The 20491-nt window shown below is 52.3% G+C and carries 24 protein-coding genes; 10 read left to right on the top strand and 14 right to left on the bottom strand.

Going from position 1 to position 20491, the window contains the following annotated elements; all coding sequences use genetic code 11:
- Nucleotides 1–184: 184 nt before the first annotated feature.
- Nucleotides 185–757, bottom strand: a complete 573-nt coding sequence (locus PsAD37_RS11235; RefSeq protein WP_063296228.1) for a recombinase family protein — start codon at nt 755–757, stop codon at nt 185–187.
- Nucleotides 754–1080 carry a trypco2 family protein gene (locus tag PsAD37_RS11230; protein ID WP_063296227.1) on the bottom strand — a complete coding sequence of 109 codons (327 nt, stop codon included), beginning with the start codon at nt 1078–1080 and terminating at the stop codon, nt 754–756. The genes PsAD37_RS11235 and PsAD37_RS11230 overlap by 4 nt, the downstream gene beginning before the upstream one ends.
- Nucleotides 1081–1228: 148 nt before the next feature.
- Here PsAD37_RS11230 and PsAD37_RS11225 point away from each other — a divergent pair, with 148 nt between their 5' ends.
- The 4 genes from PsAD37_RS11225 to PsAD37_RS28715 all read left to right on the top strand — a co-directional run bounded on the left by PsAD37_RS11225 (nt 1229) and on the right by PsAD37_RS28715 (nt 6056).
- A complete protein-coding gene (locus tag PsAD37_RS11225) occupies nt 1229–4183 on the top strand; it encodes a Tn3 family transposase (protein WP_063296226.1) in 2955 nt (984 codons plus the stop codon).
- 88 nt (nt 4184–4271) lie between these two features.
- Nucleotides 4272–4874, top strand: coding sequence for a methyl-accepting chemotaxis protein (locus PsAD37_RS11220; protein ID WP_208991831.1), 603 nt, complete (start codon nt 4272–4274; stop codon nt 4872–4874).
- Between the two features lie 148 nt (nt 4875–5022).
- Entirely contained in the window at nt 5023–5484 is a 462-nt protein-coding gene (locus tag PsAD37_RS28720; protein WP_208991830.1) for a hypothetical protein, read from the top strand.
- A complete protein-coding gene (locus PsAD37_RS28715; RefSeq protein ID WP_208991829.1) occupies nt 5427–6056 on the top strand; it encodes an agmatine deiminase family protein in 630 nt (209 codons plus the stop codon). Before PsAD37_RS28720 ends, PsAD37_RS28715 begins: the two co-directional genes overlap by 58 nt.
- A 31-nt stretch (nt 6057–6087) precedes the next feature.
- Here PsAD37_RS28715 and PsAD37_RS11210 read toward each other — a convergent pair whose 3' ends face one another.
- From PsAD37_RS11210 to PsAD37_RS11185, 6 genes are all read right to left on the bottom strand, one after another.
- Nucleotides 6088–6279, bottom strand: a complete 192-nt coding sequence (locus PsAD37_RS11210; protein ID WP_063296225.1) for a hypothetical protein — start codon at nt 6277–6279, stop codon at nt 6088–6090.
- 14 nt (nt 6280–6293) lie between these two features.
- Complete coding sequence (locus tag PsAD37_RS11205) at nt 6294–6728, bottom strand: LysE family translocator (protein ID WP_063296224.1); 435 nt, start codon at nt 6726–6728, stop codon at nt 6294–6296.
- A gap of 419 nt (nt 6729–7147) precedes the next feature.
- Nucleotides 7148–8002, bottom strand: coding sequence for a class I SAM-dependent methyltransferase (locus PsAD37_RS11200; RefSeq protein ID WP_063296223.1), 855 nt, complete (start codon nt 8000–8002; stop codon nt 7148–7150).
- 254 nt (nt 8003–8256) lie between these two features.
- Nucleotides 8257–8547: an SCP2 sterol-binding domain-containing protein gene (locus tag PsAD37_RS11195; RefSeq protein ID WP_063296222.1), complete on the bottom strand. Its 291-nt coding sequence runs from the start codon at nt 8545–8547 to the stop codon at nt 8257–8259.
- A gap of 116 nt (nt 8548–8663) precedes the next feature.
- Nucleotides 8664–9500 (bottom strand): S-formylglutathione hydrolase, encoded by an 837-nt coding sequence (fghA, locus tag PsAD37_RS11190; RefSeq protein WP_063296221.1) that lies wholly within the window; start codon nt 9498–9500, stop codon nt 8664–8666.
- A 129-nt stretch (nt 9501–9629) separates the two neighbouring features.
- The gene (locus tag PsAD37_RS11185) at nt 9630–10739 is read right to left on the bottom strand and encodes an S-(hydroxymethyl)glutathione dehydrogenase/class III alcohol dehydrogenase (RefSeq protein ID WP_057461388.1); all 1110 of its coding nucleotides are present in this window, start codon (nt 10737–10739) and stop codon (nt 9630–9632) included.
- A gap of 260 nt (nt 10740–10999) precedes the next feature.
- Here PsAD37_RS11185 and PsAD37_RS11175 point away from each other — a divergent pair, with 260 nt between their 5' ends.
- Entirely contained in the window at nt 11000–11446 is a 447-nt protein-coding gene (locus PsAD37_RS11175; RefSeq protein WP_063296220.1) for a hypothetical protein, read from the top strand.
- On the opposite strand, the gene PsAD37_RS11170 is transcribed toward PsAD37_RS11175, so the two are convergent.
- From PsAD37_RS11170 to PsAD37_RS11160, 3 genes are all read right to left on the bottom strand, one after another.
- Nucleotides 11430–12494 (bottom strand): YeiH family protein, encoded by a 1065-nt coding sequence (locus tag PsAD37_RS11170; protein ID WP_063296219.1) that lies wholly within the window; start codon nt 12492–12494, stop codon nt 11430–11432. The two genes, PsAD37_RS11175 and PsAD37_RS11170, sit on opposite strands and share 17 nt — an antisense overlap.
- A 157-nt stretch (nt 12495–12651) precedes the next feature.
- Nucleotides 12652–13854: an MFS transporter gene (locus tag PsAD37_RS11165; protein ID WP_084407727.1), complete on the bottom strand. Its 1203-nt coding sequence runs from the start codon at nt 13852–13854 to the stop codon at nt 12652–12654.
- A 133-nt stretch (nt 13855–13987) separates the two neighbouring features.
- Nucleotides 13988–14302: a helix-turn-helix transcriptional regulator gene (locus PsAD37_RS11160; protein ID WP_063287545.1), complete on the bottom strand. Its 315-nt coding sequence runs from the start codon at nt 14300–14302 to the stop codon at nt 13988–13990.
- A 142-nt stretch (nt 14303–14444) separates the two neighbouring features.
- On the opposite strand from PsAD37_RS11160, the gene PsAD37_RS11155 reads away from it, so the two are divergent.
- Nucleotides 14445–15290, top strand: coding sequence for an alpha/beta fold hydrolase (locus PsAD37_RS11155; RefSeq protein WP_084407726.1), 846 nt, complete (start codon nt 14445–14447; stop codon nt 15288–15290).
- Nucleotides 15291–15297: 7 nt separating this feature from the next.
- Nucleotides 15298–15747, top strand: coding sequence for a VOC family protein (locus PsAD37_RS11150; RefSeq protein WP_063296218.1), 450 nt, complete (start codon nt 15298–15300; stop codon nt 15745–15747).
- 51 nt (nt 15748–15798) lie between these two features.
- On the opposite strand, the gene PsAD37_RS11145 is transcribed toward PsAD37_RS11150, so the two are convergent.
- Both PsAD37_RS11145 and PsAD37_RS11140 read right to left on the bottom strand, forming a co-directional pair.
- Complete coding sequence (locus PsAD37_RS11145; RefSeq protein ID WP_063287543.1) at nt 15799–16590, bottom strand: cyclase family protein; 792 nt, start codon at nt 16588–16590, stop codon at nt 15799–15801.
- Nucleotides 16591–16810: 220 nt separating this feature from the next.
- Nucleotides 16811–17371, bottom strand: a complete 561-nt coding sequence (locus tag PsAD37_RS11140) for a TetR/AcrR family transcriptional regulator (protein ID WP_063296217.1) — start codon at nt 17369–17371, stop codon at nt 16811–16813.
- A 210-nt stretch (nt 17372–17581) separates the two neighbouring features.
- Between PsAD37_RS11140 and PsAD37_RS11135 the strand changes: the two genes are divergently transcribed.
- The 3 genes from PsAD37_RS11135 (at nt 17582) to PsAD37_RS11125 (ending at nt 19074) form a co-directional block, all read left to right on the top strand.
- Nucleotides 17582–18046, top strand: a complete 465-nt coding sequence (locus PsAD37_RS11135; RefSeq protein WP_063296216.1) for a DUF1348 family protein — start codon at nt 17582–17584, stop codon at nt 18044–18046.
- A 207-nt stretch (nt 18047–18253) separates the two neighbouring features.
- A complete protein-coding gene (locus PsAD37_RS11130; protein ID WP_063296215.1) occupies nt 18254–18793 on the top strand; it encodes a pyridoxamine 5'-phosphate oxidase family protein in 540 nt (179 codons plus the stop codon).
- Nucleotides 18794–18843: 50 nt separating this feature from the next.
- Nucleotides 18844–19074, top strand: a complete 231-nt coding sequence (locus PsAD37_RS11125) for a tautomerase family protein (protein ID WP_063296214.1) — start codon at nt 18844–18846, stop codon at nt 19072–19074.
- A gap of 93 nt (nt 19075–19167) precedes the next feature.
- Here the strand turns inward: PsAD37_RS11125 and PsAD37_RS11120 are convergent, their stop codons facing one another.
- A complete protein-coding gene (locus PsAD37_RS11120; protein ID WP_063296213.1) occupies nt 19168–20370 on the bottom strand; it encodes a mandelate racemase/muconate lactonizing enzyme family protein in 1203 nt (400 codons plus the stop codon).
- Nucleotides 20371–20491: the final 121 nt, after the last annotated feature.

The following is a 20491-nucleotide window of genomic DNA, read 5'->3' as shown; positions in this document are numbered from 1 at the left end:
CAAACACAAAGGGTTTACGGCTGTGGCACAGACGGAAATGGGCAACCTTTATCTTCTGAGCAACACCGCCCAGCACAACATGTTCTTCACTCCAGTCAAATTGAAGCGCATCCCCAGGTTGAAACTGGCCCCATCGGAAGGTTTGTTCGTAGGATCCCGTTAAGGCGGAACAATGTAGGAACAACTATAGTTGGGCGGTTTCTTTGATCAATCTGTAAGCGGTTGATCTTGCGATGCCGAGCTGTTTTGCAGCTTGCCCGGCAGTCATCCCAGCCTGAACAAGATTTTGGAGTGCCAAAACGGTTTCAGTGTCAAGGGGCGGTCGCCCGGGTCTTCTACCCTGCAATCTGGCAGCTTTGATACCATCTTTTGTGCGTTCGGAGATCAGTCGCCGTTCGAAATGGGCGATAGCTCCAAACACGTGGAAAATCAGTTCACCAGCAGCGGATGTCGTATCGATGCGTTCTTCGAGGCTGATCAACCCGATGTCTTGAGTTTTCAGGTTCTCTACGGTTAGCAACAGTTCTTTAAGAGAGCGCCCCAGTCGATCCAGTCGCGTGATGGCAAGGCTGTCGCCAGGGCGAGCCTGTTCTAACAGGGCAGATAATCCAGGCCGGTCAAACTGTTTGCCGGAAACGACATCCTCGAAAATACGAATTGCTCCGGCGTCTTTCAAACGTGCGATCTGGACCGTAAGGTCTTGATCCGCGGTTGAAACACGCGCGTAACCGAGGATGTCTCCCTGCCGCGATTTCATTTGTTTTTATTTTCTTGGTTCGAGAAGTGCTTTGGATTCCGATCGGTAGGTGCTTGAAAATAGACCGGAACATCGAATGTTATGCGATTTGTTTTCTCTGATGACAGATTTGCCTTGGCATCCCCCAAGGACCAGACCTTTATTCCACCACCGGCTTCTTGGTTTACAGTAACCACCACCTCGAACTTCACGAACTGAGGTTCGGTTTTTCTTTCATTTTCCACGAAGCCAGGAGCCACATATAAAAGTGCCTCATTCTGAACAGCGGCAACGCCGTTCGTTATGTCCAACAAAGTTTGTTTTACAAACTCTTCCAACTGCATTCTGCTTCCTGTCTTTTATTTGTTCGATTTAGAGACAGATTTCTGGCCTCACAGGTAAGCGGATTTTCTACCGTGAAACTTGTCTCATTATTCGTCTTTATATTAAGCAATGTCTCAAAATGATCAATACCATTTTGAGGACACACATATGGCACGACGATCCCTGCTGACAGCAAAAACCCGGCAAGAGCTCTTCGGGATTCCTGAAAGCCCAAAACAACTGACGCGCTTTTACACTCTAAGCCGGGAAGATCACGGTTTGATCCGGACCCGGCGGCGAGATGAAAATCGTCTTGGCCTTGCAATACACATCGCGTTGCTCAGACATCCTGGCCAAGGCTGGATTGATGGGGCAGTTCTGCCGAAGCCATTTATCTCATGGCTGGCGGAACAATTGGCCATGCCGAACGTTGATCTGACTGAGTATGCCCACCGCCGCAAAATCAATTCAGAGCACCATCAAGTCGCCATGCGTCATCTTGGTTTATACCCTTTCCAAGCCACCCACTTCGAAATTGCCACACAGCTTGCACGTAAGGCGGCTTTTGCGACAGACCATGGTCAGGATATCGTGATCACCCTGTGCTCGGGATTGCGTGAACAGCGTTTGGTTTTACCTAGCACGGACACGCTAGAACGCATTGCCTTGAAAGGCAGGGCTGGCGCGCGACGGCAAGCAGCTGCCGGTATTTTTGATGGGTTGAACTTGGATCATCGAACGGCATTACAAAATCTATTGACCAATGACCCTGGGGTTGGGCAGTCGCGTTTGACCTGGCTTCGCAGCTATCCTCATTCCACAAGCCCGGCCAGCATGCATGCTTTGCTGGCCCGCATTCGATATCTCAGGGAGTTGAACCTGCCCCCTGATTTGGGCCAGGATATCCACCCAGCGCGGCTTACAAAGTTTGCGCGGGAAGGTGCTATCGCACCGCTCAGCCTACTAAATGATTTTGGCGAACGCCGCCGAGTTGCGACAGTTGCGGCACAACTACTCGATCTTCAAATTACGCTGACTGATGCGGCCATCTCAATGTTTGAACGCCTTACTGGCCAGTTGTTCACGCGCTCAAAAAACAAACAGGATCAGGTTTGGGCCATGGGAAAGGCGCGTGTTGGTCGCCTGATGCAATTGTTCGGCAATACGATTGATACAATGGCCCAAGCTCATGAGGTTGGCGCTGACCCATTCAAAGCTCTTGATGGGGAGATTGGTTGGCAGCGCCTGCTGCAACATCGTGAAGAAATTGCTACTTTTGGCGAATTGGCCACGGGGGATCCGCTGGAACTCGCGACGGAACGCTATGCCTATATGCGCAAGTTCGCCCCGGCCTTTCTCGATACATTTGCGTTCAGTGCGCCGGAAGCCGGGCAGGATTTGCAAGCGGCTATCAATTTGCTAAAGGATCACAACAAAACCGGCAAGCGCAAGCTACCCGCAGATGCTCAGATGCCGTTCCCTGCTAAGCACTGGCCAAAGTTGATTATTCAAAACGGGAAGCCCAAGCGCAGAATTTATGAAACCGCTGTGGTGGCCACCTTGAGAGATCGGTTACGCGCTGGTGATGTCTGGGTGGAAGGAAGCCAGGACTATCGGCGCTTTGATAGCTATCTGATTCCTCGTGAAACAGCGGAGGCAGAACTGAGGACACAGGGGTTGGAGACAGACCCCGAGGCATGGCTCCAGGATCGCCGCCAAGTTTTGAATCATAGGCTTTCTGACATCGAGCGTAAGCTGAAGCGCGGCCAGTTGGAAGGCGTACGTTTGGAAAAAGGACGGTTGAGGATCACACCGCATGAAGCTGACACACCGCCGGAGGCCATCCGTTTAGAACGTGCGATGGACGCTATCATGCCGCGCATCCGGATCACGGATTTACTGTGGGAAGTCAATGCACATACAGGGTTCCTGAATGCCTTCACTGACTTACGCTCAGGCCGCAATCACGAAGACCCTGCGGTGTTGCTTGCCACCATTTTGGCCGGAGCGAGTAATCTTGGTCTCGAACGAATGGCACATGCATCCAAACATGTCAGTCATTCCCAGCTGACATGGGGAAATATGTGGTATTTGCGGCCTGAAACCTACGCCGATGCACTGGCCAGAATTGTAGATGGCCATCATGATCTGCCGTTCGCAGCTCATTGGGGCGAGGTCTGTAACACGTCCTCAGACGGGCAGTTCTTTGCAGCCAATCGAGGAAGTGGCTTGATCAATGCCAAGTACGGCCCTGACCCTGGGCTAAAAATTTACTCCTTCTTGTCTGGCCGCTATGGATCGTTCCATTCATCTGTGATCGGTGCGACAGCAGGTGAAGCACCTTTTGTTTTGGATGGACTGGTCGGCAATCCCATGCTGCTCAATCCACTCATCCATTACACCGACACCGGGGGCGTCTCGGATCACGTCTTCGCACTGTTCCACTTGCTCGGCCTAAAATTTGCACCTCGGTTGCGCGACTTCCCAGATCGAAAGCTGGCCTGCTTCGGATCACCACGCCAGTGGCCGTTCTTGGCACCGCTGATGGGCAACCCTATCAAGGACGATGTCATCACTCAGCATTGGGGTGATGCCATCCGGTTGGCAGGCAGCGCTAAAACTAAGGCGATCAAACCATCGACCACATTGCGGAAACTTGGCGGATACCGGCAGAAAAATCGGCTCTACCTGGCGCTCGGCGAGATTGGCCGCGTTGAGCGTACCCTATTCATGCTGGATTGGATGGAGAATCCGGAACTGCGTAGAGAATGCCAGGCTGGTCTCAACAAAGGTGAGGCACGGCATACGTTGGCCAAGGCTGTGTTTGCCCATTCTCAGGGCCGGATTTATGATCGTTCAGATGAGGCACAACAAAAACGCGCCATGGCTCTCAACATGGTCATCGCGGCCATCGTGTTCTGGAACACACTCTACATGGACAAAGCTGCCGTGCACTTGAACCAGCAGGGCCAAATCCCTGATCCAAAGCTCCTCAGCCACACGTCCCCACTCGGCTGGGAACATATCATCTTGACCGGTGACTTCGACTGGTATTCTGGGGCAGCGGAGCGCAAAATTGCCCGGCCATTGCACCTCAACGCGACGAGAAAGTGGGCAAGATGACACTATACATTCAACGTTCTTTGTTTGTTCCGCATTAACGGGATCCTACGAACAAACCTTCCGATGGGGCCAAGAGATCAGCCGCCAGTTGGGTGAGACCAACCGTGTGGTGGGTGCCGCAACCAGTGGAGCAAAAGAAAGCAGCCAGAAGGTTCAGGCGCTTGACAGCGCAGCGCAGAAAATCGGCGAAGTCGTCAACCTCATTCGCGATATTGCAGAGCAGACCAACCTGCTGGCGCTCAACGCAACCATTGAAGCAGCACGTGCTGGTGAAATGGGCAAAGGCTTTGCAGTTGTAGCCTCCGAGGTTAAGGAGCTGGCAACCCAGACCTCCAAGGCAACCGAGGAAGTCTCCGCTCAGATCTCAGGCATCCAGAACTCCTCCAAGGAGACAGTGGAAGCCATTGTCGGCATCAGCGACACAATGAGCGAAGTGAACAAACACGCCACCTCCATCGCCAATGCCGTTGAACAGCAGGGATCCGCGACGATGGAGATCAGTGAGAACGTTCAGATGGCAGCACAGGGTACTCGCAGCGCAGCACACAACGTGAGCGAGGTGTCTGTGAAAGTGACGGAAACGCAGGAAGCGGCCTCTCAGGTGCTTGACGCTTCGCAGGCAGTTGCATCCAACGCAGCGCTCCTGCGCAAAACCATCAACTCCTTTATGGATGACATTCGCGCCGCCTAAGCACTATGCCTCTTAGGAGCGCAATGACTTGAAGAGGCCCTGCATTCCATTGGTTATGCAGGGCCTTTTACATTCAAACGAAATGATCATCGCACGTTCACTCACCTGTTTTTACAAGTGAGGCACTGATGGACCAGCTGGAGCACACATGAAAAACCTCAAATCGAAACTCCAGTTAATGGCCTATACGTTGCTTGTGAACGTGAGCTTTTTGCTGACGAACGGTCATTTCACAGCGGCCTTAGCGTCTGATCAGGACCTGATCCTCATCGCAGCGCCGTCCATTGCCGATACCTACGATGATCCAGAGTATGCAGCGCTGTTTCAGGGTATCGTGGATTTCGACATCGCCTATGCAAATGCTGTTTATGGCAACGACGAGGTACGGATCGTTGTAGATGCGCAGACACGGTCTTACTTCAAAGGCAAGGTGCCGGACGAGGTCCTTATCAATGACTATCTCCCGCACATTTGGGCGCGGGATTACGCCGTCATCAACCCAGGCAAACCGGTTCAGTTCCGCTATACCCCGCCACCTTTGAAGGTGATCAGGTGGTCGCAGATGAAATGCAGGGCGGCTTCAACGCCTTTGCCAATGCGAAGGGGCTGACATTTGCTCGAACCGACTACCTGTTGGATGGCGGTAATATCGTTGATAACCACGCAGGCCGGGTGATCACCACAACGCGGTTTCTGGAAGACAATGACCTGTCCTATGAAGACGGCAAGGCTGTGTTGAAGGAACTGCTGAACGCAAAGGAAATCGCGATCTTGCCTCCCGATGAAGAGGTGATGGCCCACAGCGATGGCATGGTGATGTTTGCGGAAGAAAACACCATCATCCTCAACCGCTACGATGATCCCATGAGGACCGAGATCACCGAGGAACTGGAGTCGTCATTTCCAGGCATCAAGATTGTCGAAGTGAACGCCATGTGGGATGAGGACGATCTGTTTAGCGCCTGCGGGGTCAACGTCAACGCGACGATGACCAGCAAATTCATCTACATGCCGCATTTTGGCGACCAGAACAGCGATGATGTGCTGGAGACCATCCAAGCCAACACCAGCAAGACGGTTATTCCGGTGCCAGCCAACAAAGTGTGTAAGCTGGGCGGCACCGTGCGTTGCCTCACCCTTCAGCTGAAAGGCAAAGCAGCGCAGGCAGTTCTGAGAGATTAGGTCAGCTAACATGGCCACTGTTCTTCTGCACTCAGAAAATCTGGCCGATTGCATCCAGAAGGCCCAGTGTCGCTGTTAGCAACAAAAAGCCACCCAAGCCCGGCACGACCCAGTTGAACACCTTACTTTCATCAAAGACCTGAAGCGAGAGCTGTCCCAGAAAACCGTAGGCTAAAAAGCAGATCAGAGCGATCAGACCGATGGGCAGAAAAACAGAGCTCAACGCCCCAACGCTTGCTACAATTTCGCTGTTAACGAACTGCGGAAACAACGCCACAAAAACAAGATCGCTTTGGGGTTGAAGAAGGCAATGAGAAATCCAGTCTGAAATCCCTCTGTCGCTTTGGAAAGCTGTTTTTCCGGTCCCGCAGTATCCAACCGAAAGCTGCTGCCGTGGCGAATAAAGATGTAGCCGATATAAGCGATATACAGCGCTCCAACAGCCTGCACGCTAAGCAGAACCCGGGGTTCCAGCGACACCACGGAGCGGAAGGCGAAAAAGGCAATCAGGGCTTGCCCTAAAGAGGCGGTGACATTCCCCAGCGCAGGCGGAACAACACCGTTCACGCCTCCCCGGGCGCCCTCAGCAAACGCAAGCGCCATACTGGGACCGGGGATAATCGACACAGAGAAAATAGCTATGCAATACAAGATGAGTTGGTCTGCACTCATTTAAATTCTTTCAATAACATTCTGGCGATTGTTCGCGGTGTTGTCGTGACTGATCACACCTGTTTGAATCGCCTCTCCAATTTTAAAATCTTCATGGATGTAGTCATCAATAACCTTCTGGCCTTCTTCCTTTTTCAGGAGCCTGACAATATGGCCTGTGAACACGTCTTCCAAAATGGAAAGACACTACTCATGTTCACCCTCAATAATCAGGGCTTCGCCCACTAATTCTTGCAATGTCGAAATCTGAGCAGCATCCATGTCTCCTGCATCGACCATGACTTGGAGTCAGTCCTTTTTCAAGCCTTCATAGAACAACGGGAAGGAGGTTCAGAGTATCCTGATCTACTCTTGCCTGAATAATGCTCTTTGGTTTCCGCCCGACCGCACTTCTGTTCACTGCCATAGAGTTTTTGAAGCTATTTCGGGTCTTTTTTCTTTGCAATCACCAGCTGACCGGTGATTGGATGTCCTTGTTCCAGACGTAGGACCATTTCAGTCCGATCAAGGAGTTCGAGATTGTTCTGCTTCAGCAGGTACTCAAGGTAATCCTGCGAGTGGGCATAGCGACAGTACTTCCCCATGAGATAAGGCTGGCCGCCAAATGCCTCTTCCGGCTGGGTCTCCGTTGAAAAGAGGAAAATACCACCGGGAGCCATGTTCCGGGCAATATTTAAAAACATCTCATCCAAAGTTCCATTGTATGGAATGACATCTGTAGAGATCACAAGGTCCCAGGGTTCAAAACGGCTTTGCTTCAGAAACTGAGTGATCTCACCTTGATGCAAGACATCATAAATCTCTTTCTCTCTTGCTTTCTCAAGCATCTCAGCAGAAAGGTCTAAACCGATTGTGTGTGTGACCTGATCCTTGAGCACCTCACAGCAGAGTCCTGTTCCACAACCAAGGTCCAGCATTCGCTTGAAAGGTCCAACCTCAAGCGCAGCCATTCTCTCCTTAACTTTTTCAGGGAGGGCGTATCTCAGGCCTTCCAGTAGCCTTTTGTCATAGGTCTCAGACATTTGGCCAAACAGCATCAGTACATGAGCCTCGGGCATACAGCTGGGTACATTGCCTTTGCCAATAGCTGCCAAATGAAGTGAAGCACCAATACTATCTTCTGGATCATTGCGCAGAATGTGCTCAAAAGCCTCTGCTGCTTCATCAAACTTGCCTGCAGCTTCCAAGTCTAAAGCGTTGTTGAGTTCAAAAAAACTGGAAAGAATATCTGCAACCGGATCAAACTGATTTTCGTCGTCAATACCATTTTTCATGACTACAGCTCTCTGGTTTTATTAGAGCGCAGTGAGCCATAAAACACTTAATTACCTATCCGCACAGTCCTGTTGATCTTTCGAAAACTGTAATCAGTACGCGAATGGCTACGAAAGTTTCATGTGCTTGATCTCTCAAGGAAACGTGGCGATATCGCAATTTTAAAATGGAATTTGAAGAGGCTCTATGAGCCATGAGGAGGAGGGAATTAAAGGCGTCAGTCCACGGCAACGCGGACTGACGCTATATTTGCTTAGCCGAGGATTTTGCCAAGGCTCATGGCAACCATCTTGTCGCCGCCGATCTTGATCTTACCCATCATCACAGCTGTCATAGGGTTGACGGAACCATCCACCAAGCCTTTGAAGGTCTTCGCAGAGCAAGAGATTGTGCAATCAGCCTCTGCTTCTTCTGCCCGCGCGCCGTTCTCGTCGACGAAGATGAAGCCCTCATCCTTGATGTTGAGCGCGATCGACTTTGACATATCGACGCCATCAAGCTTGCCGTTGATTCCGGATACGATCTTCTGGATGAATTCGGACATCTGTTCCTCTGGCTATTTTCTGTTTAGGGAGGGCAGGACCCTCCAAATTATTGCAGCTACCTAACCCTATTGCCCGCAAACTACAAGCGCCTCAATGGTCTAGTATAGGTTAACGACTAAACCAATTCGTCATAGTGCCAGGCAATATGGTCCTGCATAAAGGACGCAATGCAATAGTAGCTGTGATCGTACCCACCATGCATGCGCAGGGTCAGATCAACGCCTTCATCGCGGCAAACCTTCTCAAAGACCCAAGGTTTCAGCTGCTCTTCCAGGAACCCATCAGCTGAACCCTGATCGATCAGGATACGGCCTTTCCAGCCGCGGGACTTAACCAGTTCACAGGCATCATAATTTGCCCAGGTGGAACGATCTTCACCGAGGTAACCAGAGAAGGCCTTCTCACCCCACGGGCAGTTAATTGGGTTCACGATTGGTGCAAACGCGGACACGCTTTTGAACAGGCCCGGATTTTTTAGCGCAAGGGTCAATGCCCCATGACCACCCATGGAATGACCAGTCAGGCCCAGAGCGCTCAGGTCGATCGGGAAGTGTTCTTCCAAAATCTCCGGCAGCTCTTGAGTAACGTACTCTTCCATTCGGTAATGCTTGGCCCACGGCTCCTGCGTGGCGTTCAGGTAAAAGCCAGCGCTTTTGCCCATGTCCCAGCCATCATCATCCGCCACATCATCGCCGCGCGGAGATGTATCCGGTGCAACGATGATCATGCCCATCTCTGCGGCTGCACGCTGGCTGCCTGCTTTGGAGACCATGTTTTCCCAAGTGCAGGTGAGACCGGAGAGGAACATCAGGGTTGGACACTCTTCGCCATTCAGGGCACGGCGCGGCAGAAACACCGCAAATTCCATCGGGGTGCCAGTGGACTTGCTGTCATGGCGATAAACACGCTGCTCGCCATCAAAACAGCGCCAGCTTTGGATCAGCTCAATCATAATAGCTCTCTTACAGCGCATTCCCGAAAAACGGTTCCGGTTTCCAAATAAGAATACGCATTAAAATGAAGGCCTAAGCAGAACAGAAGTCCGCTTAGACCTTATCAATACGAAAACCCAGAGTATGGCTTAAAACGTCACAACCGAACGGATGGACTTGCCTTCATGCATCAGATCAAACGCAGTGTTGATCTCATCCAGCGGCATGGTGTGGGTGATCATGTGGTCAATGTCGATCTTGCCATCCATGTACCAGTCCACGATCTTCGGCACATCCGTACGACCACGCGCGCCGCCGAATGCAGTGCCTCTCCAGGAACGACCTGTCACCAGCTGGAATGGACGGGTGGAGATTTCCTGACCTGCGCCAGCAACACCGATGATGATGCTTTCGCCCCAGCCTTTGTGGCTGCACTCAAGCGCCTGACGCATGGTGGTTGGGTGGCCAATACACTCAAAGGTGTAATCCGCACCGCCGCCAGTCAGATCAACAAGGTAAGGAACCAGATCACCTTCAACTTCCTTCGGGTTGACGAAGTCAGTCATGCCGTACTGTTCTGCAAGCGCCTTTTTGCCTGGGTTGAGGTCAACACCAACAATCTGGTCAGCACCGATCAGACGCAGGCCCTGCACAACGTTAAGACCAATACCGCCAAGACCAAACACAATAGCCTTACAGCCTGGCTCAGCCTTTGCTGTGTTGATCACGGCGCCAACACCTGTGGTCACACCACAACCGATGTAGCAAACCTTATCAAACGGCGCGTCCTTGCGGATCTTCGCCAGAGAAATCTCAGGCAGAACGGTGAAGTTGGAGAAGGTGCTGGTGCCCATGTAGTGGTGGATTTTTTCACCATTGATGGAGAAGCGGCTGGACCCGTCTGGCATTACGCCTGCACCCTGTGTGGAACGGATAGACTGACACAGGTTGGTCTTCGGGTTAAGGCAGTACTCACACTCGCGGCATTCCGGTGTGTAAAGCGGTATCACGTGATCACCCGGCTTCAGCGAGGTAACGCCTTTGCCCACTTCGCGCACAATGCCTGCGCCTTCGTGGCCTAAGATGGCCGGGAACAGACCTTCCGGGTCATCTCCGGACAAGGTGAAGGCGTCTGTATGACAGATACCTGTTGCCATGATTTCAACCAGAACCTCAAAAGGCTTCGGGCCGTCCAGCTGAACTGTCTCGATGGAAAGAGGGGCTCCGGCTTTATAAGCAACAGCGGCGCGTGTATCCATATTGTGAACCTATACGTCTTGTTATAGACCCGCCGGATGTGGCGGGACCTCCCCAAAATTGATTAAAGCGGCGCACACCTCCCGCGTGTCACCCCTAAACTTGCACCAGTAACTTATAACGCGCAGAACCACGAATTGCATCAGCGAATTCAGGAGTTTTGCGTAGAGACTAAAGTTAGTAACAAACAACATATTTGAGTGCACAGAGTGGACGTCATTGCGCAATTCAATCATTGCTTTGTTGTCTTCAGGAGAAAAATATGAGTGGCATGACAAAGAGCAAGATTCTCGAGTTTTTGCGAGGGTATCCGGTTTATCTTTTTGCGCTGGCACTCGCAGGCATCACGGCCTGTCTCACTTTCTACCTGATTGCTATTTTTCCTCCTGTCGGCTTTGTGATCTTGTATATCCTGCAAGACAGGATCCCGCTCACAACGATCATCCCTTTCATTGCAGGGCCCGCTCTACCGGCTGCCATTGTCTTTCATCTCATTCTCAGAAGAACACGGCTCAGGCTCCCTGTTGGCGCCACCCTCATCAGCTATTTGGCTGGCACCAGCACAGCCATTTTGCTCATGCCCGTCATCGCAACGCCGTCAGTTACAATGCTCGAAGGTTTCCTCATCTTCATCGGCCTTGCCTGCACCGCAGGCTACGTGTTCGTCTATTGGCAGCGCATTCCAAAACGCTCTAAAGCAGATACTTGATCGCAAGAACGATACCGCCAAGCAGCAGTAGTGTTTCCGCGACGATAACAAACAGGTGCTGGTGGCCGAGGCTGACGAGGGTTTTCAGGGTGGTCATGACTCCAAGTGCTGAGATCGCAATGACGAGGCACCAGGTGGAAGCATCGACGAGGATCAGGCGCGGTGTCTCAGGTATCCAGCCCAGTGAATTCACCACAACCAGTGCTGCAAACCCGAAGGCGAAATAAGGGACAGGGGCTTTGGTCTGCAGAGCAGTCGTTGCGGCGTTGTTTTTGGTGTGCAACCACTTGGCGGACCACACAGAGATGATGAAAATCACCGGCAGCAACATCATCACCCGCATCAGCTTGACCACAGTGCCAATCTCACCTGCGCTGTCTGACACCGCGAACCCAGCACCCACCACCTGCGCCACATCATGAATGGTCGCGCCAAAGAAGATGCCGAGCTGCACATCGGTAAGGCCGAACATCTGTCCGATGCTGGGGTAAAGGATCATCGCGAGGGTTGAGAGGGCTGTTACGGCAATGACCGTGAACAGCGTGTTTTGTTCGTTTTCCTTGGAGTTTGGCAATACGGAGGAAATTGCCAGCGCAGCAGATGCTCCGCAAATGCCAACAGCGCCTCCTGTCAGCAATCCAAAACTGGCGGAGCGACCGAGTAACCGAGCCACCACAAGGCCAACAAACAGCATGGCCAGCACCGAGAGGATCACAAGAGCCAGCGTTTGCCAACCGAGCGCAAGGATCTGTGCAAAGGAGACGCGCAGGCCAAGCAGGATCACGCCCAGTCGCAGCACCTTTTTAGCCGCAAAACTCAGGCCTGCCTGGCAGTTTCCATCCTCATAAATAGAATGCACGGCCATACCGATGAGCAGGGCGTAAAGCATCACCGGCCCGCCCTGATGCTCGGAGATATAACGCGCGGCAATGGCGATCACCGTTGCAATGATAAGGCCGGGAATGATCTCACGGCCCTCTTTCATCCACTTGGAGAAGAACGGGCCAGAGCTTTCCGGTTGATCTGGCAGGCTGGAGTCGGCTGGCATAAAACTCACCCTTGCAAGTACCTTTGGTCCCCAGTGCCTCCGTTAAGAAGCACTTCAGACACCATAAGGGCGCAGCATGGTGAAGTGGTTACGCGCACCAAAGAAACCGCCGCACCCATGGCAATTCAGGGGTGTGGCGTCAGTATGTGGCTCGGGTCTATTGTGTTTCGCTAACCTCTGCTTGTTGCACAGAGCCGCCAACAAGGCTGAGTGCCAGTCCCGCACACGCAATGAACGCAGTAAGGGCGAGTACCAGCCATCCGGTGTATTCAACCGAGGTGACGAAACCAACGAACAAGCCGGAAAGGGGCAGAGTGAAGTTGTTGAACAGGATGATCACACCAACCGTCTTACCGTAATCATCTGGCGGAATGATCTTCTGCCGTGCACTGCGGATGTAGACGTTGAACATGCTGTCAAAGCCAAGGATCACACAGTACCCCAACAGGTAAATCCAGTAGTTGCTCGTGAACCCAGTGATCACACCGCCAACAACCAACCCGCTGTAGGAGATGATACCGATGTGGGTCAGCTTAAGACGACTCGCGCCTGTGATCAGCAAAACAGCAAAAGTGGCAATCGCCCCAACGGATTGCAGCAGCGCGTAGAATTCCTCGGACTGCTCATAAAGGCCAGTGACCATACTGGCAAAGGTTGCCAGTGTGACACCGAAGACCAGATTGACCAGCGCAGTGAGCGCCACAATGCGCTTCAGCCCCGGCAGATAAAACAGATGGTTGAGCGCAATGCGGAGTGGCTTGGTCCAATGCCCGTCCAGCGGCTTGGCCTCTTTCAGCTCCACGTCACTGAGACGACGCCAGATGGAGATGAGCGCATCGGCACTGACAAACAGTGCGCCTGACATGACCACGACAATTTCCCAGCCGAATACGTTGAACAGAGCCGCGGCAATAACCGGCCCCAACACGATGCAAATCTGGTCAACACTCTGCGCGTAGGACTGCACTTTGGTGAAGGTCACGTCTTTGAAGATTTGCGGCAACATCACTTCGCGAGCCATGAACCCTTGCGTGGTGAGCACGCCTGAGAGGGCCGCAATGGTAACAATCCAGCCCACGTGAGGCATAAAATATTGGCCAACAAGGCCAAGGGCACAGACCAGTGAGCGGCCTGCCTGAGAAATGCGGATCAATGTGACGGGAGAAAAACGGTCTGCCATAATTCCGCAGACGGGAAAGCACAGAATGCGCGGCAGCGTTTCAGCAGCAAAGGCAAGGCCGGAAAGCGACACACTGCCAGTGGTTTGGAAGACAATAAGAGGAACGACGAAAAGCAGCAGTTGGTCTCCTAAACGAGAACCAAACATGGAGCCAAAGAACACAAAAACGGAGCTTTTCACTCTGTATTCCAGTCATAATTGGATGAGGAACGAATAGTAGGGCTCGCGGCACAAGAGCAATCCGCTGAAGATCAGGGGAGGTGGGAGAAGGCCATCAGCCTAAGAGGATCAGCTTGCAGGTTGCGTCGGCGAGTTATTTTTGTGGGGCGATCTTGGTTTGAAGATCATCCAGAAAGAGAGAAACAGTCTCCTTGTTTACGCGAAAATACACCCAGTTGCTGTTGCGCGTGAGCGTCACCAGGCCGGCATTCACCAGCACCTTCATATGGTTGGTTGCTGTGGGCTGAGAAATGCCGAGTTTTCGAGCGATTGCTCCCAGACAAACCCCATGCTCAATCAGGTCGCCATGCTTCTGCGGCGGAAAATGCGCCTCAGGGTCCTGAAGCCACTCCAGAATGGTCAACCTGTTCTCATTGGCGAGAGTTTTAAGGATTTCAATCAAGCTCATGTAAATAACATATAGGCAGTAGGCTATATAGCATCATTACAATATAGCTTATCAACTATATTCAAGGAACGCGTTGGAGAGGGACATACACTCTCCTCATCTCAAGCTTTCACAACACCATTGAAACAACCCGGAAAATGCGATGTTATGGCCGTATTGCTCTAAGATTTTTAGTTTCAAGAAAGTTGTTGTTGTGCTGATACTCCGCCAGTTTCTCTCCTACATCTGCTGCGCTTTCCTCGCGGTACTCTTCTCAACCGCAGCTTTGTCGGCTCCGTTATGGCTGGAAGCTAAAGGGGAGGGTAGCCCAACCATCATCTTCATCAGTGGGAATGGAAGTGATGCCTCGGTTTGGAAAGACATTGAACCACACTTGCGCAAGGTGGGTGTTCAAACCGTGATCTATGACCGCGCCGGTTTAGGCAACAGCCCACTATGGGAAGGGGCGTACACCGTTGAAGGCGAAGCTGAAGATTTGCAAGCAGCATTGACGGCACACGGTGTAAGCGGCCCTGTAATCCTCGTGGCTCACTCCTATGGTGGATATATCGCAAGCCTACTGGCCAAGGATAGGGAGCAGGTGAAAGGCCTTGTTTTTGTAGATGCAGGCATCCCGGCGGATATGAGCCAGCAGCTGGTCGACTTCGTCCTTGCAGAGTACACACCGCGTTTCGAGGCACTCGAAGAAGCAGCACCGGAACTCGCAAAAGCAATCATTCCGGTGGTGAAAGCATATCCCGCCACAGCGAAACGCATGCGCACGGTGAGCATTCCTGAGCATCTGCCTGTCATCGACATCCTCGCAGAAACGTCATGGGTACAGGACGAGAGGATCGTCAGCCAAATGCGCAAGGCCCACGCAAATTTCGTCGCGACCTCCCCAAACCGCAGCAGCCTGTTCGCCAAAGGCAGCGGACATAACGTGATGAAAGACAAGCTGCGCTATGTGATCGAGGCCATCACCCGCATTTTGGAACAACTACGGTAACTGCGATATGAAACTGACGCACATCAACCTTGTCACAAAAGACGCAAAGGCGCTTGCCGCGTTTTACCAAGAGGTCTTCAACTGCGAATACCTACGGCCTGCCAAAGTGTTGTCGGGTGAGAAGGTCTCCAGAGGCAATGGGCTACCAAATTCTGAGATCCTCTCGATCTGGCTTAAATTTCCAGAGTGCGACGCTCCTTTTCTTGAGCTTCACCAGCATAAGGCCACACAGGATCGGTGCCTACCTCAAGTGAATGAGCCCGGCTTCGGTCATCTTTCGTTTCAGGTGCCAGACATCCACTCTACTCGCGCTGAAACCATCGCAGCTGGTGGGAGCCAGTTGGGCGAGATTACAGATTTCGGCACACCTAACAAACCACACCTGATCATCTACCTGCGAGACCCCGAGGGCAATATTCTCGAGCTGGAACAACCTTTTTCTCAAGATGCAAACTGACCGGCAGCAGCCTTCAAACCACTGCCGATCAGCGCGTTTCACAGTATTTCGCTAGCTCGCAGAAACCAGTGCGAGTGCACGGATCGGACTGCCGGTGCCATCGGCGATCTTGAGTGGAGCGGCGATCAAGATAGCGCCTTTTGGGGGCAGTTTGTCCAGATTGGCGAGGCTGGCGAGGCCATAGCGGTTGGCGGCGTGCAGCAAGTTGTGCGCAGGGTAGGGTGGTTCCATCCCTCCGGCGCATCCTGCATCCGTGCCGATGCATTCGTTGCCCCAACCCAGAATACCTTTGGAGAGGATATACTCAATGCAATCAACGGTTGGCCCCGGTGAGTGCGGCCCATTCTCATCTACATTGAGAAACTTCGCTTCATCGGTGTTGCGGTGATACCAATCGCTGCGCATGACAACCCATTCGCCAGCATTGATCGATCCATGCTCAGCTTCCCACTCTTTCACACGGTCAGCCGTCAGCAGGAAATCCGGGTTTGCAGCAGTCTCGGCGGAGCAATCAATCACGTTGACAGGTGCAACAAAATTTTGCGGTGAGATGGTGTCGGTATATCCATCTGCATAGTCTTTTCCGGTGATCCAGTGATGCGGCGCATCAAAATGTGTACCGGAGTGCTCTCCCAGCTTCATCCAGTTCCACGCAAAGAACGGTCCGTCCGCATCATACTCGGAGATCTTATGAATCTCCACTTTCGGCGTGTTTTTGGCGAAGTCAGGCGGCAGTTGTAAAATGGGAGTTTCTGGCCCTAATCGACCTGACAGGTCAATCACCTCCACATCTCCAGTAATCAGTTTTGTGCCAAGGTCTTCCAATATGCTTTTGGTCAGCATCCCTCTTTCTCCCTCCCAGAAAGTGGACGTTTTTAATATGAGAAACCAACCGTCCCGTAAGATTTCTCAGGGACCACGCTAAACATATTCATATGTATACGCAAATATTTTCCGCAGAGTAAGTCTTGCAGGTGCAAGGTCGCATGCCTGGGACCGCACAGTACTCAAACCGTCTTTTACATCCTGGGAGGAGGCGATTATATTTTGCGGGGCGTAGCTGTCAGGAAGCAGCGTCAATCAACGCTTTGGCTGCTTGTTTCGCTTCGCCTGCCGGGTCTTTGCTGTTGCCAAAATGCGCGGTAATGATCGCGCCTTCCTGTAGCATAAGCAGTTGCCGCGCCAACGCTTCCGGATTTTTCAGAGCAGCCGCTTCAACCAGAGTCAACACACCCTCATACATGGCATTTCGCTGTTCAACGGTTTGCTGGTGAATGGGGTGGTCAGGTTCCGGGTATTCCGAGCTGGCTTTGATGAACATGCAGCTCTTGAAGGTGTCTTCCTTGAACCACTCATCCAGCACATCAAACAGCGCAAGCAGTTGATCTCTGGGTTCGCTCGCCAGCTCAGCAACCCGCTGTGCAGACCAGTTGTGAAACTGCTCCTCACGCAGCTTCAGCGCAGCAAGGATCAATTCATCCTTGCTTTTGAAATGCTTGTACATGGAGGTTTTGGAGATGCCGGATTCCGCGACCAACATATCCATGCCCGTTGCGTGAAATCCGTTTCTGTAGAAGGTTTCCATCGCCTGTTGTACGAGTTCATCTCGTTTATTTTTGCGCATACCAACCTCTGGGTTTACTGATCAGTACATATAACGAAAAAAATATGGCCGAACAAGGGAATTCATTTTAGCCGCAAAATCAAAGGGCTTTGCTAAGTCTCGTGACGGGCATCACACACCTCGCGATTTGGTGAATTGACCAAATGAACAGATCGGTACACCTTAGCAATCAGCAACTGTACCGATCAGTAAACAATAAGAGGTAACAATATGCTCAACTTATCTATGCGCCCCCTGACGGAAGATGCGGCACTCGCAAAGGTAAGAGCTGCGGAGGATGCGTGGAACTCACGCTGCCCGACTATTGTTATCCGAAACCTGTCTCGCGATTGCATGTGGCATGACCGGAACCAGACGATCGAAGGCCGGCCACAGATTATGGGTTTCCTTTCCGCCAAATGGAAGACCCAGCTCCATTACCGGCACATCAAAGAGCTTTGGAGTTTTAACAAAAACCGTTTCTCAATTCGCATTGTCAGTGAATGGCGCACCATACACAACAAGTGGTTCCGCTCCTGCGGCAATGAGAGCTGGGAGCTTGACGCCAGCGGCTTGATGAAAAAGCGGATCACCTGCATCACCGACACGGAGATCAACGAAAGCGAACGCCTGTTTGCCTGGCCCTTTGGTCGCCGCCCGGATCACCACCCGGGTTTGTCCGAAATGAACTTATAACGAGCTCCACCGGAGGAACGCGTCCATCCGCTTAGAGTGCCAAGCACGGCCCCATCGACTTGGCCTTTTTAGAACACTGCGGACCTATCCCAGTTCCTCCCGCTCCCCCCAGAGCAATGCGACGGCTCCTTCTACCCAAAGGACCTTCGTATTTTCAGTTCCAGCTCCCATATTCAAAGATATTCATTAGATCTCTCGGGAGTTTTCATGCCCAAAGCCTTTGCCCAGATTGCCTTTACGCCTGCTGCTCAATCTTTTCAGGACCGCTATGGCACCAAAGACGCTTATGCCGAGTTTCTTGAAGGGGAGGAGCTGACTGGCCACCTAATAGAGTCCGACCACGCTGCATTTATCAGCCGCATGGATGGGTTCTACCTCTCAACAGTCTCGCAGACCGGCTGGCCGTATGTGCAGTTTAAAGGCGGGCCAAGAGGTTTTTTGAAGGTGCTGGATGACCAGCATTTTGCGTATGCCGACTATCGCGGCAACCGGCAATATCTCAGTGCTGGGAACATCTCTCAAAACGCCCGCGTGTCTCTCATACTGGTGGACTATGAAACACAGCAGAGGCTGAAAATCTGGGGTGAGGCACAGATTACCTCCCTGGAGGAAGACCGGGAGTTTGTCATGGATCTCATGCCTGCAAACTATAAGGCTGATCCTGAGCGCGCGATTACTATTAAAACAAAAGCACTTGAGTGGGATTGCCCAAGACATATTCCCAAGCGTGCTTCTGTAGCACTTTAAAATAGGCTGCCTTATACTTCAAAGTGCCTTGATTTTAAGGAGTACAAGTCATGCCTCATATTGTTGTTTATTCCTCTCGTCTTAGTCGTGAAAAGAAAGCTGCCTGTGTTGCAGCTTTAACCGAAGCATTTTGCACCACAACAGGTTTAGCCAGAGACCACCTCGTGATTCATCTTGAGGAACATTCATATGATAATATTGCAGTGGCTGGAAAACTGCTGACAGATACTATGCCTGAGATTGCAGTGGGTGAGAAACCGCTTCAGGAAGTCAACGAGTAAGCTCACAGACCAGCGTGTAACAAGCACAATGGGTGAAGGCCCGCAGGACAGACTTAATGTCCAGCGGGCGCTCATAGTCGTGACAGGTGCAATCTAACTGTTATTTGAACCCGTCATCTGGATTGTTGCGTCGCTGCGCTCAAAGACCTTTGGGGAGAGCGAGATGCCAAGGCCCGGTGCGGTTGGGGCAAGCAGGTAGCCATTTTCGAATACTGGCAGGCCTTCCATCAACTCGCTGTACCAGCCGAAGTAGAATGCCCGCACCATCTCCTGAACCAGCGCATTGGGCAGGTTGATGGACAGGTGCACGGCAGCAGTCAAAAGCCCTGGCCCGGTGCAATCATGTGGCGCGACGGGCAACTCGTAGGTTTCTGCCATGGTGGCGATCTTCTTGGCTTCTGTCAGGCCGCCGCACCAACCGATATCCAGCATGCAGACATCTGTTGCGCGCTTTTCAAACAGCTCGCGGAAAGACCAGCGTGTGGCCAGGTTTTCGCTGGCGGTGACCCAAGTCTCAGCACGGCGGGCGTATTCTGCCAATGCATCCACGTTGGTCATCTTGATCGGGTCTTCCAGCCAGAACACGTTGTAGGGCTTCAGCGCACGAGCAATCTTTTCGGCCATGGGCAAGTTCCACACACTGTGCAGCTCCACATGGATGTCCATGACATCACCAACCGCGTCACGGATCTGTTTGAAGGGGCGCAAGCCAGCCTCCAGATCTTCCGGCGAGATGTACGTGCCGTTGGTTTTGACAGCGAACTGGTCAAACGGCCAGATTTTCATGCCGCGGAAGCCCATATCCAGCAGGCTTTTCGCCAGAGTGCCCGCATCAGAGAGAAAGGCCTCCAGATCCTCGTAGGGGCCTTGAGCGACAGAGTCCGTGCTCCAGTCCTCTGTGGTGTTGACCTGCTTGTCCTTTACGTACTCGTAACCTGCGCAGGTGTTGTAAGCGCGGATCTTGTCGCGGCTTCTGCCACCCAGCAGCTGATGCACCGGCACGCCGAGGGTTTTGCCCGCAAGGTCCCACAGGGCAATATCAATGGCAGAGGCGGCTCGCATTTCCGCACCCGTAGAGTTGAAACCGCAGATGGGGTTGAGCAGCAGGCGGGAGATGGCATCAATCTGAGTTGGATCACGGCCAATCAGCTCATTTCCCAGTGTTTCGTGAATGAACCCGCAAACGGCATCTGAGCCATAAAAGGTCTCACCCAGACCAAAACTGCCCGCATCCGTATGCACGCGCACCCAAGTGACATTGCGAAATTCTTTGAGATTGATGGTTTCGATTGTCAATGAGCGTTCAAAATTGATCCGGCATCATCATTTAAAATTGACCCACCTTGGTTGGCACAAATCCAGCAGGCGAACAGCTCTCATCTAGCAGGTTCGTCTGCTGGCTTTGTGCCAACCAAGG

Origin of the sequence: Pseudovibrio sp. Ad37, assembly GCF_001623075.1 — a bacterium.
Classification (GTDB): Bacteria; Pseudomonadota; Alphaproteobacteria; order Rhizobiales; family Stappiaceae; genus Pseudovibrio.
Note: the sequence above shows the minus strand (reverse complement) of the source record. Positions and strands in the feature narration are given on the sequence as shown.